Source organism: Micromonospora sediminicola, from assembly GCF_900089585.1.
Classification (GTDB): domain Bacteria; phylum Actinomycetota; class Actinomycetes; order Mycobacteriales; family Micromonosporaceae; genus Micromonospora; species Micromonospora sediminicola.
Genome location: NZ_FLRH01000003.1, coordinates 2,396,817 through 2,411,394, shown reverse-complemented (window position 1 = coordinate 2,411,394; position 14,578 = coordinate 2,396,817). Strand labels below are relative to the sequence as shown.

At 71.6% G+C, this 14,578-nt stretch carries 13 protein-coding genes and 1 tRNA gene; 5 read left to right on the top strand and 9 right to left on the bottom strand.

What is annotated here, in order from left to right; all coding sequences use genetic code 11:
- The first annotated feature begins 24 nt into the window (after positions 1-24).
- On the top strand, positions 25-891 hold the full coding sequence (locus GA0070622_RS11905) for a CPBP family intramembrane glutamic endopeptidase (protein ID WP_091577217.1): 867 nt from the start codon (positions 25-27) through the stop codon (positions 889-891).
- Positions 892-934: 43 nt separating this feature from the next.
- Here the strand turns inward: GA0070622_RS11905 and polA are convergent, their stop codons facing one another.
- The 8 genes from polA to GA0070622_RS11865 form a co-directional block, all read right to left on the bottom strand.
- Positions 935-3,634: a DNA polymerase I gene (gene polA / locus GA0070622_RS11900; protein WP_091573362.1), complete on the bottom strand. Its 2,700-nt coding sequence runs from the start codon at positions 3,632-3,634 to the stop codon at positions 935-937.
- A gap of 106 nt (positions 3,635-3,740) precedes the next feature.
- Positions 3,741-4,451: an ABC transporter ATP-binding protein gene (locus GA0070622_RS11895; protein WP_091573361.1), complete on the bottom strand. Its 711-nt coding sequence runs from the start codon at positions 4,449-4,451 to the stop codon at positions 3,741-3,743.
- Entirely contained in the window at positions 4,441-5,361 is a 921-nt protein-coding gene (locus tag GA0070622_RS11890; RefSeq protein ID WP_176710452.1) for an ABC transporter ATP-binding protein, read from the bottom strand. The genes GA0070622_RS11895 and GA0070622_RS11890 overlap by 11 nt, the downstream gene beginning before the upstream one ends.
- Positions 5,354-6,508, bottom strand: a complete 1,155-nt coding sequence (locus tag GA0070622_RS11885; RefSeq protein WP_091573359.1) for a branched-chain amino acid ABC transporter permease — start codon at positions 6,506-6,508, stop codon at positions 5,354-5,356. Before GA0070622_RS11885 ends, GA0070622_RS11890 begins: the two co-directional genes overlap by 8 nt.
- Entirely contained in the window at positions 6,505-7,455 is a 951-nt protein-coding gene (locus GA0070622_RS11880; RefSeq protein WP_091573358.1) for a branched-chain amino acid ABC transporter permease, read from the bottom strand. The genes GA0070622_RS11885 and GA0070622_RS11880 overlap by 4 nt, the downstream gene beginning before the upstream one ends.
- Before the next feature lie 93 nt (positions 7,456-7,548).
- The gene (locus GA0070622_RS11875; protein ID WP_091573357.1) at positions 7,549-8,712 is read right to left on the bottom strand and encodes a branched-chain amino acid ABC transporter substrate-binding protein; all 1,164 of its coding nucleotides are present in this window, start codon (positions 8,710-8,712) and stop codon (positions 7,549-7,551) included.
- 260 nt (positions 8,713-8,972) lie between these two features.
- Positions 8,973-10,130, bottom strand: a complete 1,158-nt coding sequence (locus GA0070622_RS11870) for a hypothetical protein (protein ID WP_091573356.1) — start codon at positions 10,128-10,130, stop codon at positions 8,973-8,975.
- Between the two features lie 48 nt (positions 10,131-10,178).
- Positions 10,179-10,799, bottom strand: coding sequence for an ANTAR domain-containing response regulator (locus GA0070622_RS11865; protein ID WP_091573355.1), 621 nt, complete (start codon positions 10,797-10,799; stop codon positions 10,179-10,181).
- A gap of 81 nt (positions 10,800-10,880) precedes the next feature.
- Between GA0070622_RS11865 and GA0070622_RS11860 the strand changes: the two genes are divergently transcribed.
- Positions 10,881-10,963, top strand: a tRNA-Leu gene (locus GA0070622_RS11860).
- Between the two features lie 99 nt (positions 10,964-11,062).
- Complete coding sequence (locus GA0070622_RS11855; RefSeq protein WP_245666187.1) at positions 11,063-11,746, top strand: transcriptional regulator; 684 nt, start codon at positions 11,063-11,065, stop codon at positions 11,744-11,746.
- Between the two features lie 27 nt (positions 11,747-11,773).
- Here the strand turns inward: GA0070622_RS11855 and GA0070622_RS11850 are convergent, their stop codons facing one another.
- Positions 11,774-12,949, bottom strand: a complete 1,176-nt coding sequence (locus tag GA0070622_RS11850; protein WP_091577214.1) for a trans-sulfuration enzyme family protein — start codon at positions 12,947-12,949, stop codon at positions 11,774-11,776.
- Between the two features lie 83 nt (positions 12,950-13,032).
- On the opposite strand from GA0070622_RS11850, the gene GA0070622_RS11845 reads away from it, so the two are divergent.
- Positions 13,033-13,512, top strand: a complete 480-nt coding sequence (locus tag GA0070622_RS11845; protein ID WP_091573353.1) for an Lrp/AsnC family transcriptional regulator — start codon at positions 13,033-13,035, stop codon at positions 13,510-13,512.
- 61 nt (positions 13,513-13,573) lie between these two features.
- Complete coding sequence (locus GA0070622_RS11840; protein WP_176559015.1) at positions 13,574-14,569, top strand: LLM class flavin-dependent oxidoreductase; 996 nt, start codon at positions 13,574-13,576, stop codon at positions 14,567-14,569.
- Positions 14,570-14,578 lie beyond the last annotated feature (9 nt).

The following is a 14,578-nucleotide window of genomic DNA, read 5'->3' as shown; positions in this document are numbered from 1 at the left end:
CGGCGTGTTGGTACCGTGCCGGCGATGACGACAGGCACCTCGATCGACGGCCGTCATCCCCGCGCCGGGCGGGTGGTCCTCGTCGCGGGCCTCGGGCTCGTCGTCGTCGCGGCCGTCTTCCTGGTGGCCACCGGGAACACCGGCGTCAGGTACAGCGCCGACCACGACGGCACCGTACCCATGTGGAACCGGTGGATCCCGGCGCTCGCCGGCATCGCCCTGATCCGGCTGATCCCGCCCGCCGCCGACCCGAGGTGGCCGGACCCGGTCGCGCCGTACCGCGAGGCGGTGCCGCTGCTGCTGGCCGGCGTCGCGTTCGCCGCCGTCATGCCGCTGCTGGGCGGCGAGCCCGCGTACTCCGTGCTGAAGCTCGCGCTGCTGCTCGGCGTACCGGTCGGGGTGTTCCTGGCCGCGCGCCGGCGGCCGCCGCGGTGGCGGCCCGGGCCGGCCCCGGCGGACGCCGCCCACCGGTGGGGTCCGGCGCTGCCGGTGGCGGTGTGGCTGGTGCTCAGCTACGCGACGCCGCTGGCCGTGCCGGCCAGTGACTGGGGGCGCACCGTCACCGTGGTCGAGCTGGTCGTCGTGCTGCTGGTGGGCTTCGCGGTGAACGCGGTGCTGGAGGAGGTCTTCTACCGGCGGTGGCTGCAGACCCGGTGGGAGTCGCTGCTGGGCCGCTGGCCGGCGATCGTGCTCGCGTCGCTGGTCTGGGCCGCCTGGCACGTGGCCATCCAGGGCAGCGGCCGCCCCGGCGTCGACCTGGCGTCGGTGATCGTGAACCAGGGCGTGACGGGGCTGTTCCTCGGCTACCTGTGGTCCCGGTACCGCCGGATGTGGCCGCCGCTCGTGGCGCACGGCGCGGTCAACGCGGCGCCCCTCCTGCTCGGTCTCTGACCGGCTGTCCCGGTGACCGGACGCGGCCGGCCGGCCCGGAGGGTCAGTGGTCGGCGCTGTTCCAGTCGCGGCCGTCGCCGACCGACACCTCCATCGGGACCGAGAGCGGGTGCGCCTGGCCCATCTCCCGGCGCACCAGCGCCTCCAACGCCTCGCGCTCCCCCGGTGCGACCTCGAAGACCAACTCGTCGTGCACCTGCAGCAGCATCCGGGACCGCAGCCCGGCCTCGCGCAGCGCGGCGTCGACGCGCAGCATGGCGACCTTGATGATGTCGGCGGCCGAGCCCTGGATCGGGGCGTTGAGCGCCATCCGCTCGGCCATCTCCCGGCGCTGCCGGTTGTCGCTGACCAGGTCGGGCAGGTAGCGGCGGCGGCCCAGGATGGTGGAGGTGTAGCCGTCCTGCCGGGCCCGGGCCACCACCTCCTGGAGGTAGTCGCGGACCCCGCCGAACCCGGCGAAGTAGTTCTCCATCAGCCCGCGCGCCTCCTCGGCGGTGATGCCGAGCTGCTGGGAGAGGCCGAACGCGCTCAGGCCGTATGCCAGGCCGTAGTTCATCGCCTTGATCTTGCGCCGCTGGTCGGCGGTGACCTGGTCGACCTCGACGGTGAAGACCGACGAGGCGGTCGCCGCGTGGAAGTCGTGCCCGGAGTTGAACGCCTCGATCAGCGCGTCGTCCGAGGACAGGTGCGCCATGATCCGCATCTCGATCTGGCTGTAGTCGGCGGTCAGCAGGGACTCGTAGCCCTCGCCGACCACGAAGGCCCGGCGGATCCGCCGGCCCTCCTCGGTGCGGATAGGGATGTTCTGCAGGTTCGGCTCGGTCGAGGAGAGCCGCCCGGTCGCCGCCACGGTCTGGTTGAACGTGGTGTGGATCCGGCCGTCGTCGGAGACCGACTTGAGCAGCCCGTCGACCGTCGACTTGAGCTTGGCGACGTCGCGGTGCCGCAGCAGGTGGTGCAGCAGCGGGTGCTCGGTCTGCGCGTAGAGCCACTGCAGCGCGTCGGCGTCGGTGGTGTAGCCGGTCTTGATCCGCTTGGTCTTGGGCAGGCCCAGCTCGGTGAAGAGGATCTCCTGCAGCTGCTTCGGCGAGCCGAGGTTGAACTCCCGGCCGACCACCTCGTAGGCGGCCTGGGCGGCGGCCTTCACCTCGGCGGCGAAGTGCGCCTCCAGCTCGGAGAGGTAGTCGGTGTCGGCGGCGATGCCGGTGCGCTCCATGGTGGCGAGGACCCGCATCAGCGGCAGCTCCACGCCGGCCATCAGCCGGGCGGACTGCTCGCCGTCGCGGGACAGCTCGGCGTCGATCGCGTCGGCCAGGTCGAGGGTGGCCCGGGCCTGCAGCATCAGGTTCTGCTCGGCCGCGCCGTCGTCGCCGAACCCGTCGAGCGTGAGCTGACCGGTCTCCGGGGCGTCGACGCGCAGCTCGCGGTGCAGGTAGCGCAGCGCCAGGTCGGTGAGGTCGTAGGACCGCTGGTCGGGGCGGGCCAGGTAGGCGGCGATCTGCGTGTCGCGGGCGATGCCCTGCAGGTCCCAGCCGTGCGCGGCGAACGCCAGCACCGCCGGCTTGCTGTCGTGCAGCACCTTCGGGCGCGTCGCGTCGGCGAGCCAGCCGGCCAGGGCGCCCTCGTCGTCGGCGCCCAGGCCGCTCGGGTCGAACCAGGCCGCGGCGCCGCCGGCGGTGGCCAGCGCCATCCCGGTCACGGTGGCGGTGTGCCGACGGTTGGGTCCGGTGTCGAGGGTGACCGCCAGACCGACGGGCGCGCCCGCGCCCGCGTGCGTGTCCAGCCAGCCCGCGACCGCGCCCGGCTCGGTGAGCACCTCGCCGGCCAGCTCGAAGCCGGCCTCCGCCTCCGGTTCGACCGCCTCCAGGTACTGGTAGAGCCGGTCGCGCAGGATGCGGAACTGGAGCGTGTCGAAGACCTGGTGCACGGCCTCGCGGTCCCACCCCTGCCAGCGGGCGTCCTCCGGGCGCACCGGCAGCTCCAGGTCGGAGACCAGGCAGTTGATCTCGTAGTTGCGGATCACGTCGGCCAGGCGCTCGCGCAGGCTGTCGCCGGCCTTGCCCTTGATCTCGTCGGCCCGGGCCACCACGCCCTCGACGCCGCCGTAGAGGTTGATCCACTTGGCCGCGGTCTTCGGCCCGACGCCCGGGACGCCGGGCAGGTTGTCACTGGTCTCGCCGACCAGCGCGGCCAGGTCGCGGTAGCGGTCCGGCGTGACACCGTACTTCGCCTCGACCGCGGCCGGGTCCATCCGGGCCAGGTCGGAGACGCCCTTGCGCGGGTAGAGCACGGTGACCCGGTCGCCGACGAGCTGGAACGCGTCCCGGTCGCCGGTGGTGATCAGCACGTCCATGCCCTGGTCGCGGGCCTGGCAGGCGAGCGTGGCGATCACGTCGTCGGCCTCGAAGCCCTCCTTCTCGACCACCGGCACGCGCAGCGCGGCGAGCACCTCCTTGACCAGACTGACCTGCCCCTTGAAGTCGGTCGGGGTCTCGCTGCGGCCGGCCTTGTACTCCGCGTAGCGGTCGGTGCGGAAGGACCGGCGGGAGACGTCGAAGGCGACCACGATGTGCGTCGGCTGCTCGTCGCGGAGCACGTTGATCAGCATGGAGGTGAAGCCGTAGACGGCGTTGGTCGGCTGCCCCGTCGTGGTGGAGAAGTTTTCCACCGGCAGGGCGAAGAAGGCCCGGTATGCCAGGGAGTGTCCGTCGACGAGGAGCAGGCGCGGCGTCGTAGCTGTCACGGCAGCGACTCTAGTCCGTGGCCCCGACAACCCGTGGCCGGCGGCACCGGGAACGCGACGGCCGGTCGCCCCCCGCGGGGACGACCGGCCGTCGACCGGTACGACCTCAGGCCACGCCGAGGTACGCCTCCTTGACCGCCGGGTCGTGCAGCAGGTCCCGGCCGGTGCCCTCCTTGACGATCCGGCCGGTCTCCAGCACGTAGCCCCGGTGGGCCCGGGAGAGCGCCTGCTGGGCGTTCTGCTCGACCAGCAGGATGGTGGTGCCCTGCTCGTTGATCCGGGTGATGATCTCGAAGATCTGCTGGATCAGCATCGGCGCGAGACCCATCGAGGGCTCGTCGAGCAGCAGCAGCTTCGGGCGGGCCATCAGCGCCCGGCCCACCGCCAGCATCTGCTGCTCGCCGCCGGAGAGCGTGCCGCCGGCCTGCTTGCGCCGCTCGTGCAGCCGGGGGAAGAGGTCCAGGACCATCTTCATGTCCTCGGCGATGCCCGCGCGGTCCCGGCGGGTGTACGCACCCATCTCCAGGTTCTCCACGACCGACATGCCCGGGAAGACGCCCCGACCCTCCGGCGCCTGCCCGATGCCCCGGACCACCCGCAGGTCGGCCCGCATCCGGGTGACGTCGGTGCCGTTGAACATGATCGAGCCGCTCGCCACCGGGCGCAGCCCGGAGATGGCGCGCATGGTGGTGGTCTTGCCGGCGCCGTTCGCGCCGATCAGGGCCACCACCTCACCCTCGTCGACGTGCAGGCTGATCCCGTGCAGCGCCTGGATCCGCCCGTACAGCAGGGTCAGGTCGTTGATCTCAAGCAGCATCGGTCGGCACCCCCAGGTACGCCGCGATCACCTTCGGGTCCTCGCGGACCTGGGCCGGCAGGCCCTCGGCGATCTTCTTGCCGAACTCCAGCACCACGATCCGGTCGGTCACGCCCATGACGAGACGCATGTCGTGCTCGATCAGCAGCACCGTGGTGCCATTGTCGCGGATCTTCCGGATCAACCCGTTGAGTTCCTCCTTCTCCGCCGGGGTGAAGCCGGCAGCCGGCTCGTCCAGGCAGAGCAGGCTCGGGTCGGTGGCCAGGGCCCGCGCGATCTCCAGCCGGCGCTGCTCGCCGTACGAGAGGTTGCGGGCCAGATCGCCGGCGCGGCGCTCGATACCGACGAAGCGCAGCAGCTCGTGGGCCTTGTCCCGGCCCTGCCGCTCCTCCCGCCAGTGCCGCGGCAGCCGCAGCATCGCGGCGATCACGCTGGTCTTGTGGTGGGCGTCAGCGCCCACCATCACGTTCTCCAGCGCGGTCATCTCCGGGAACAGCCGGATGTTCTGGAACGTCCGGGCGATGCCCGCCTTGGTGATCCAGCTCCGGCGCTTGCCGTTGATCCGCTGCCCGGCGAACCGGATCTCGCCCTCGGTGGGCCGGTAGACACCCGTCATCGCGTTGAAGCAGGTGGTCTTGCCGGCGCCGTTCGGGCCGATCAGGCCGAGGATCTCCCCCTTGTACAGGGTGAACGCGACGTCGTTGAGCGCCACCACACCACCGAAGCGGAGCGTGACGTGGTCGACCTCCAGCAGCGGCTCCCGGCCGGCCGGGGCGGTGTCGCCCGGGTTGGCCTCGACCGGGGTGTCCGACCCGGACTCGGGCGGGGTGCCGACCGTGCTCCGGCCGTCGTCGGCGATGTCCCGCTCGCTGGTCTGATCCCGCTCGCTGTGCATCTGCGGCTCACTCATTGGGCACCGTCTCCTGGGGAACCGCTTCCTTGCGCCGGTCGGCGAACTCGGCCGCCCGCCGCCGGTTGGGCACCAGACCCTGCGGCCGGAAGATCATCATGACGATGACCACCAGACCGAAGACCAGGATCCGGTACTCGGCCGCGTCGAACTCCACGCCGAGCAGGTCGCCGACGCCGCGCAGCCACTCCGGCAGGTACCAGGTGAGCGCGCCGCCGACGATGGCGCCCTTGATGTTGCCGGCGCCGCCGAGGATCACCGCGGCGAGCACCAGGATGGAACTCTCCAGCACGAACTGGTCCGAGTTGATGAACGTCTGCTTGCCGGCGAAGACCGCGCCGGTCAGACCGGCCACCGCCGCGCCGATGGCGAACGCCCACAGCTTGTACTTGAACGTGGGCACACCCATGATCTCGGCGGCGTCCTCGTCCTCCCGGATCGCCACCCAGGCCCGACCCACCCGGCTGTTGGCCAGGTTCCGGATCAGCACCAGCACGATCAGGATCAGCGTCAGCATCAGCCAGTAGTACGGTCGCGCGTCGACCACCCCGAACAGGGGTTTGCCGTCGCTGCCGCTGCCCGGCGGGTGCGGGATCGCCGGGATGCCCCGCTGACCCTGCAGGATGCCCTCGTTGCGGGCCGCGTACAGGCGGATCATCTCGGCGAAGCCGAGCGTCACGATGGCCAGGTAGTCGCCGCGCAGCCGCAGCGTCGGGCCGCCGAGGATGACGCCGGAGACCATCGCCACCATCACCGCCAGCGGCACCGCCGCCAGCCACGGCCAGTTCGTGCCGAACCGGCTCTCCGGCGACGTCAGCAACGCCACCGTGTACGCGCCGAGCGCGTAGAAGCCGAAGTAGCCGAGGTCGAGCAGGCCGGCGAAGCCGACCACCACGTTGAGGCCCACGGCGAGCAGCACGAACACGGCGGTGTCGAAGAGCACGCCGGCGAAGTCCGAGCGGGTGGTGTAGAAGGCGAAGTAGTCGCTGCCGAGCGGGAAGCCCAGGTATTCGTAGAACCACTTGTTGGGCAGGATGTAGAGCAGGACGATCAGCGCGGCGATCGCCGCCCAGCGCACCTGCTTGGGCATCGCCGCCCAGCGGGTCTTGAAGCCCGCGGTCCGCTTGTTGTCCACGGTGGCGGTCATGCGCGCGCCCTCCCGAGAGATTCGCCGAGCAGACCGGTCGGCCGGAACATCAGCAGCACGATCAGCAGCACGAAGCCGGTGAAGTCCTTCCACTCGCCGCCGAACAGGCCGGCGGCGTAGTTCTCCACCACACCGAGCAGCAGGCCGCCGAGCAGCGCGCCGCGCAGGTTGCCGATACCGCCGAGCACCGCGGCCGAGAACGCCTTGAGGCCGATCAGGAAGCCGACGTTGAACTTGGTGAAGCCGAACCGGAGGTCCCACAGCAACGCGCCGACACCGGCCATCAGGCCGCCGAGCACGAAGACCAGCAGGATGACCCGGTTCTTGTTGACCCCCATCAGCGCGGCGGTGTCCGCGTCCTGGGCGACCGCCCGGATGCCGCGGCCGAGCCGACTGCGGTTCACGAACTGGTCCAGCCCGATCATCATGATCAGCGTGACGCCGAGGATCACGAGCTGGAGGTTGGTCACCGCGGCGCCGAAGATGGTGAAGACGGTGTCCTGCGTGATCATCGTCGGCATGCCGAAGGGCGCGCGGCTGGTGCCGATGCCGAAGGACTCGGCGAGCACGAACGAGGCGCCGATCGCGGTGATGAGGAAGGCCAGCGGCGGCGCGTTGCGCTTGCGCAGCGGCCGGTAGGCCACCAGCTCGACGGTGACCGCCGTAGCGGCCGCCGCGACCATCGCCACCGCGAGTCCGGCGACCAGGGCCACCAGCAGGGGTCCGAGCGCGGGGGCGGCGGAGTTCTGGTCGTAGCCGAGGGCCTGCCAGGTCCACAGGGCGGTGAAGGTACCGACCATGAAGACCTCGGAGTGAGCAAAGTTGATCAGACGCAGAACGCCGTACACCAGGGTGTAGCCGAGGGCGATGAGCGCGTAGATCGCGCCCTGTTCCAGCCCGGTGATGGTCAGCGTCGGGAAGTTCCCGAACAACTCATCGAAGTTCAAGTGGGGGCTCCAACTGTGCGGCCAAGCGGTGCGGCCGGGAGGTAGCCTCCCGGCCGCACGCCTGGTGTCCCGTTACCGGACCGGACGAACCGGTCAGCTCTTGGGGATCTCGATGTCGGGGACGACCTTGCCCGCGTTCACCTTGAACGCCCACACGATGACCTGGGCCGGGTCCAGCTCGCCGGTGGACTCGAACTTGTAGGTCACGCCGGTCGCACCGCCGGCCTTGTTGTAGGACTTGATGAAGCTCAGCAGGTCGGCGCGGGTGCCCTTGCCGTCCTTGATGCCCTCAAGCATGATCTTGGTGATGTCGTACGACACGTCGGCGTAGGTGCCCGGCTCGGCGTTGTCGAACGCGGCCTTGTAGTCGGTCACGAACGAGCCCTTGGCCGCGGTGGCCGGGGCGCAGGGGCAGGTGAGGATCGTGCCCTCGGCGACCTGCTGGCCGGCGACCTTGATGAAGTTGGCGTCGTTGACACCGTCACCGGCGACCATCGTGCCCTTCCAGCCCGCGCCCTTGAGCTGCTTGAGCAGCAGGCCGGCCTCGGTGTAGTAGCCACCGAAGAAGAGGACGTTCGCACCGCTGCTCTGGATCTTGGTGACCACGGCGGAGAAGTTGGTCTGCTTGACCTGGATCTTGTCCTCGCCGGCGACCGAGCCGAGAACCTTCTTCACCTCGTCCACCAGACCCGCGCCGTACGCGGACTGGTCGTCCACCACGTAGACCTTCTCGGCCTTCAGGACGTCCTTGATGTACCGGCCGGCCGCCGGGCCCTGCGAGGTGTCGTTGCCGACGCCCCGGTGGAAGATCTTCCAGTTCTTGGTGCTCAGGCTCGGCCGGGTCGCCGACGGCGTGATGATCGGCAGGCCGGCCTCGTCGAAGATCGGGTCGGCGACCTCGGACTCACCCGAGAACGCCGGGCCGATGATGCCGACGACCTTGTTGTCGCCGACGGCCTGCTGGGCCAGCGCGGGGGCCTTGGCCGGGTCACCCTGCGAGTCGTACTCGGCCAGGTTGACCTTGCAGTCCGCGTTGTCCTTGTTGTACTGGTCGATGGCCAGCTTGGTGCCGTTGCGCATGTGGATACCGAGACCCGCGGCGTCGCCGGTCAGCGGGCCGAAGAAGCCGATCTTCAGGTCGCAGGCGGCCTTGCTGCCCCCCGCATCGCTACCACTGTCAGCCTTGCAGGCCGCGCCACTGAAAACGAGCGCGCCGATGGCCACACCACCGAGCACCCGTGCGAGCTTCTGCCTCACGGCTCGTACCCTCCTCCGTCCGAAGGCCCGGAAACCACCCAGCGCGAATTGGACCTTGCGAGGGTTGGCCGGACCGACCGCGATCCCGGTCTGGGCCGGGACGTTATCCCACCAGCGGGGGGCGAAGGTAGACCTGAGAAGCGGGGTTGACCTAACCGTTACGTTGAGTGGCCGGATTCACAGCTGTGCTGTAACACACCGGATCACGGGGTGGGACGATCGGACATCCGACACAGACCGGAAACATGCTGGTGAGAACGTCACGCGGGCCGCCACGACCCGCGTGCCGACCAGACCCGCGCCCGGCCACCGTCGTCCACCAGCAGCAGGACGTCGTCACCCGCCGCCGCGACCGCCACCGACCGGTCACTGCCCCCCGGGACCGCCGCCGGCAGCGCCACCGGCAACCACCGGTCACCGTCCGGCGAGAACCAGCCCGCCCCCGCCGCCGGACCGGCGAGCACCGCGAACACGCCGTCACCGCGCGCCGCCAACCCCCACACCCGGGCGGGCCGGTCCGCGCCCCCGGCCGCCGGACCGCCGGTCGGCCGCCAGGCGTCGCCCTCCCCCACCCACGCGCCCACGCCGTCGCCCCGCCGACCCAACGCCACCGACCGGTCGCCCAGCCGGACCACCCGTTGCAGGTCCTGGTCCACGCCGCCGTCGGCGAGCACCGCCCGCCGCCAGGACGACCCGTCCGCCGAGGTCCACACCGCCGGGTCCGATCCGGTACGCCCCGACGGCCGCACCGAGCCCACCATGAGCCACCCCGACCCGGTCGCCGCGCCGTCGGTCACCCAGGGCCGGCCCGAACCGTCGGCGACCAGCCCTGGCACGCCGCTGACCAGCCGGAACTCCGAGGCGTCCGGCGACACCCAGGCCGCCGCGCCGGTGGCCCGGTTCCCGGAGATCAACCAACCGCCCGGCCCGCCCGCGACCCGACCCACGTTCACCGCGTCCGGGCCGCCGAACAGCTCGAACTCCGCCGGCACCTCCACCAGCGCGCCGTCCCGGTCCTGGCGCCAGGTGCTGATCCGGGGATTGCCGTGCACCCCGCCGCTGCGACCACCCACCGCCACCGGCCGGCCGTCCCGGCAGCCCACCGCGGTCAGCACGTTCTCCGCCCCGTACGCGCTACGCGGCACCGGACGCAGCGGCGTCCAGGCAGCGCCGTCCACACTCGACCAGGCGGCCGGATGCGGCGTCCCGTCCGGGTCCCGCACCGCCCCGACGACGAACCACCGCCCCGCGCAGGCCGCGGCGTCACGCAGCACCTCCCGACCGGAGAGGCCGGCCGGCAGCGGCAGGTCGACCTGCTTCCAGGCCGGGCGCAGCGGCTCCGGCGCGGGCCGATCGGCGGCGTGACACGCGGCCAGCAGGGCCACGAGCAGGCCGAGCATCGCCGCCGGTCGTCGCATGCCGGCGATCGTATCGACCGCCGCCGACCCCGGTAACCCGCTGGCGGGTCAGGAGGCGGGCTGCGCCACCTCGCCGCCGGCGGTCTCGGCGAGGATCCGCTCGGCGACCTCCTTCATGGTCATCCGGTGGTCCATCGCGGTGCGCTGGATCCACTTGAACGCCTGCGGCTCGGTCATCCCGTACGTCGTCATCAGCGCGCCCTTGGCCCGCTCGACGGTCTTGCGGATCTCCAGCCGGTCGGTCAGACCGGCGACCTCCGCCTCCAGCGCGGCGATCTCCGAGTAGCGGGACAGCGCGATCTCCACCGCCGGCACCAGGTCGCTCTTCTGGAACGGCTTGACCAGGTAGGCCATCGCGCCGGCCGCCCGGGCCCGCTCGACCAGGTCCCGCTGGCTGAACGCGGTCAGGATGATCACGGGGGCGATGCGCGCGCCGGCGATCCGCTCGGCGGCGGCCAGCCCGTCCATGATCGGCATCTTGATGTCGAGGATGACCAGATCCGGCTTCAGCTCCTCGGCGAGCTTGACGGCGGTCTCGCCGTCACCGGCCTCGCCGACGACCTCGTAGCCCTCCTCGACCAGCATCTCGGCCAGGTCCAGCCGGATGAGCGCCTCGTCCTCAGCGATCAGAACGCGCTTGCGCTCGGCATCCGTCTGCATCTCGCCCACGAGCCACTCCCACCATCGATCCCGGCACGGTCACCACCCATGCTCCCGCATGAGCCTAGTCGGGTACAGTTACCGCACCCCGCCGGGATGGTGGAACGGCATACACGGAAGTCTCAAACACTTCTGCCCGAAAGGGCTTGCGGGTTCGAATCCCGCTCCCGGCACTTCTTGTCATACACGTGTTCGAGGATGTTGCTGTGCATCCTCCCGAAATGCGGGCACGAGCCCGCGCCCTTCGCGCCCGGGGTCACAACATCCATTCGGTGGCCCGCAGCCTTTCCCTGCCCTACACCACAGTCTGGCACTGGTGCGTCGACCGGCCGCAGCCGGCAGTCTTCGGCAGCGCGGTCCGCTGCTTCCGCTGCCACCCCGACCAGGACGGGCCGCCTGATCCGGCCGCCTACGCCTATCTGCTCGGGCTCTATCTCGGTGACGGGCACCTGGTGACCACCGACCGAACGCCGGTGCTCCGCGTCTACTGTGCCGACGCCTGGCCGAACCTGATCGACAAGTGCGACGCCGCGATGCGGGCGGTGTTGGCCAACAAGGTGCAGCGCATCCAGAAGCGGGGCTGCGTCGCCGTGCAGAGCACCGCCACCCACTGGCCTTGCCTGTTTCCGCAGCACGGGCCGGGCAAGAAACACGAGCGACCGATCGTCCTGGCTGACTGGCAGCGCGCCATCGTCGAGGCCCAACCGGGCGACTTCCTGCGGGGCCTGTTCCACTCCGACGGCTGCCGCTTCGCCAACCGGGTCGTCGTTCGCGGGAAGGAGTACGTCTATCCCCGCTACATGTTCTCCAACCGCTCCACCGACATCATGGCGCTGTGTCAGTGGTCCCTCGACCTGCTCGGCATCGCGTGGCGGATGAACCTGCCGTGGTCGCTGTCGGTGGCCCGGAGGGAAGCCGTCGCCGCACTGGACCGGCACGTCGGCCCGAAGTCCTGACCGGATGTGGCCGGCAACGGCCGCACTTCAGATAAGGGCGAGCGCCCGCGCCAGGTCGGCCCGCAGGTCCTCCGGGTCCTCCAGCCCGACCGAGACGCGCAGCAGCCCGCCGCACGGCTTCGCGTCGCCCTCGACCGGCCGGTGGGTGAGCGAGGCCGGGTGCTGGATCAGCGTGTCGACGCCGCCGAGCGACACCGCGTGGGTGATGAGCTCGCAGGCGCCGGCGACCACGGCGGCGGCGGGCGCGCCGCCGCGTACCTCGAAGGCGAGCAGGCTGCCGGTGCCGGACATCTGGCGGCCGACCAGCCCGGCCGGGTCGTGCAGCGACGGGTGGTGGACGCGCTCGACGGCGGGGTGGCCGGCGAGCCAGGCGGCGAGCTTCTCGGCGCCGGCCTGCTGGGCGCGGACCCGCAGCGGCAGGGTCTGCAGGCCGCGGTGCAGCAGGTACGCGCCGAGCGGGTGCAGGACGGCCCCGGTGACGGCGCGGACCTGGCGCAACCGGGCGGCCCACTCGGGCGCGCAGGCGACGACGCCGGCGAGGACGTCGCCGTGACCGCCGATGCTCTTGGTGGCGCTGTGCAGCACGAGGGCGGCGCCGTGGCGGGCGGGTCGCTGGAGCACCGGGGTGGCGACGGTGTTGTCGACCAGCAGCGGGACGTCGCCGGCGGCGGTGGCGAGCGCGGCGATGTCGACCAGGTCGAGGGTGGGGTTGGCGGGGGTCTCGACGACGACCACTGCGGTGTCGGGGCGGATCGCGGCGGCGACCTCGCCCGCGCGGGCCCAGGTGACCTCGGTGCCGAGCAGGCCGGTGGCGAGGACGTGGTCGGTGCCGCCGTAGAGGGGGCGGACGGCGACGACGTGGCGTTTCCCGTCGCGGGTGGCGGCCAGCAGGGTGGCGGTGAGCGCGGCCATGCCGCTGGCGAACGCGACCGCCTCGGCGGTGCCCTCGAGCTGGGCGAGCGCGGTCTCGAAGCGGGCCACCGTGGGGTTCCAGAGCCGCTGGTAGACGGCGCTGCCGCCGGCCGGGAGGGTGCCGCCGGTGGCGAGCGTCTCGTAGTCGTCGCCGCCGCCGGCGACGGAGGGCAGCGGGTTGGTGGTGGAGAGGTCGATGGGCGGGACGTGGACGCCGAGCCCGGCGAGGTCGTCGCGTCCGGCGTGCACGGCTGCGGTGTCCACGGAAGTCATGGCGGAAGCGTCGAACATCACGCCGGTCAGAGGCAATAGCAGCGAAGAAGATTCTGTCAATTGCGCTTTCGCGGAGTGCGCGTTCGGTGAAGGATGGTCACATGCCTGCCGCACCGAATGATGTACGGCCGTTCGCCGGCCTGGACGACGTCGACCGCGCGATCCTCACCGAACTGGCGACCGACGGGCGGCTGCCCAACAACGCGCTCGCGGAGCGGGTGGGGGTGGCGCCCTCGACGTGCCTGACGCGGACCCGGGCGTTGCGCGAGTGCAGGGCGATCCGCGGGTTCCACGCCGAGGTGGACCCGGCGGCGGTGGGCCTGCCGTTGCAGGCGCTGGTGTCGGTGCGGCTGACGGCGCACGAGCGGGCCGCGGTGGACGCGTTCCGGGCCCGGTCGGTGCGGCTGCCGGGGGTGGTGTCGGTGTTCCACGTCGCCGGCGCGGAGGACTATGTGCTGCACGTGCGGGCGGCCTCGGGTGACGCGCTGCGCGATTTCGTGCTCGACCACCTGGCGGTGGATCCGGTGGTGCAGCACACCCAGACCAGTCTGATCTTCGAGCAGGCCCGGGGTATGGGGTAGCGCACCCGAGGGAACAATTCCGGCACTCGGCGGGTTGCACCCAGCCGTGATCGACGTACCGATGTCTGTCCTTGACCTTGCCCCGGTGGCCGCGACCGGCAGCGCCGGTGAGGCGCTGCGGCACACCACCGAGCTGGCCCGCCGCACCGAGGAGCTGGGCTACCGCCGGTTCTGGGTGGCCGAGCACCACAACATGCCGGCGATCGCGAGTTCCGCGCCGGCGGTGCTGCTCGCGCACCTGGCCGCGAACACCAGCACGATCCGGCTGGGCTCGGGCGGGGTGATGCTGCCCAACCACGCGCCGCTGGTGGTGGCCGAGCAGTTCGGCACCCTGGAGGCGCTGCACCCGGGCCGGATCGACCTGGGCATCGGTCGGGCGCCCGGCACCGACCAGGTGACCGCGCTGGCGCTGCGCCGCACCATGGAGGGCCTGTCCGCGGAGCACTTCCCGCGCGAGCTGGCCGACCTGATGAACTACTTCTCCGGCGCCGAGCCGGGGCCGATCACGGCGACGCCGGGTCGGGGGCAGTCGCCGCAGGTGTGGCTGCTGGGGTCCAGCGGGTTCAGCGCCCAGCTCGCCGGCCTGCTCGGGTTGCCGTTCTCGTTCGCGCACCACTTCAGCGCGCAGAACACGGTTCCGGCGTTGCAGCTCTACCGGCAGCACTTCCGGCCGTCGCAGTGGCTGGACCGGCCGTACGCGATGGTGGCGGTCAACGCGGTCTGCGCGGAGACCGACGAGCGGGCGGAGTGGCTGGCCGGGCCGGCCGGCCTGTCGTTCCTGAAGCTGCGCTCCGGGCGGCCGGAGCCGCTGGTCACGCCGGAGGAGGCGGCGGCCTACCCGTACTCGGAGTTCGAGCGGGAGTTCGTGGCCCAGCGCCGCGACGGCCAGGCGACCGGCTCACCGGAGACGGTGGCCCGGCAGCTTGGCGAGTTGCTGCAGCGCACCGGCGCGGACGAGTTGATGCTGACCGCGATGGTCTACGACGTGGCGGACCGGGTCCGCTCGTTCGAGTTGATCGCCGACAAGGTGGCGGGTGGCCTGCGCCGGGAGGGCTGAAACACGCTC

What these genes read in the sequence shown, in the direction of transcription:
- GA0070622_RS11905 (WP_091577217.1), top strand. Translation starts at nt 25, where the DNA reads ATGACGACAGGCACCTCGATCGACGGCCGTCATCCCCGCGCCGGGCGG.
- GA0070622_RS11895 (WP_091573361.1), bottom strand. Translation starts at nt 4,451, where the DNA reads ATGCTGCTTGAGATCAACGACCTGACCCTGCTGTACGGGCGGATCCAG.
- GA0070622_RS11890 (WP_176710452.1), bottom strand. Translation starts at nt 5,361, where the DNA reads ATGAGTGAGCCGCAGATGCACAGCGAGCGGGATCAGACCAGCGAGCGG.
- GA0070622_RS11885 (WP_091573359.1), bottom strand. Translation starts at nt 6,508, where the DNA reads ATGACCGCCACCGTGGACAACAAGCGGACCGCGGGCTTCAAGACCCGC.
- GA0070622_RS11870 (WP_091573356.1), bottom strand. Translation starts at nt 10,130, where the DNA reads ATGCGACGACCGGCGGCGATGCTCGGCCTGCTCGTGGCCCTGCTGGCC.
- GA0070622_RS11850 (WP_091577214.1), bottom strand. Translation starts at nt 12,949, where the DNA reads ATGTTCGACGCTTCCGCCATGACTTCCGTGGACACCGCAGCCGTGCAC.
- GA0070622_RS11845 (WP_091573353.1), top strand. Translation starts at nt 13,033, where the DNA reads ATGCCTGCCGCACCGAATGATGTACGGCCGTTCGCCGGCCTGGACGAC.
- GA0070622_RS11840 (WP_176559015.1), top strand. Translation starts at nt 13,574, where the DNA reads ATGTCTGTCCTTGACCTTGCCCCGGTGGCCGCGACCGGCAGCGCCGGT.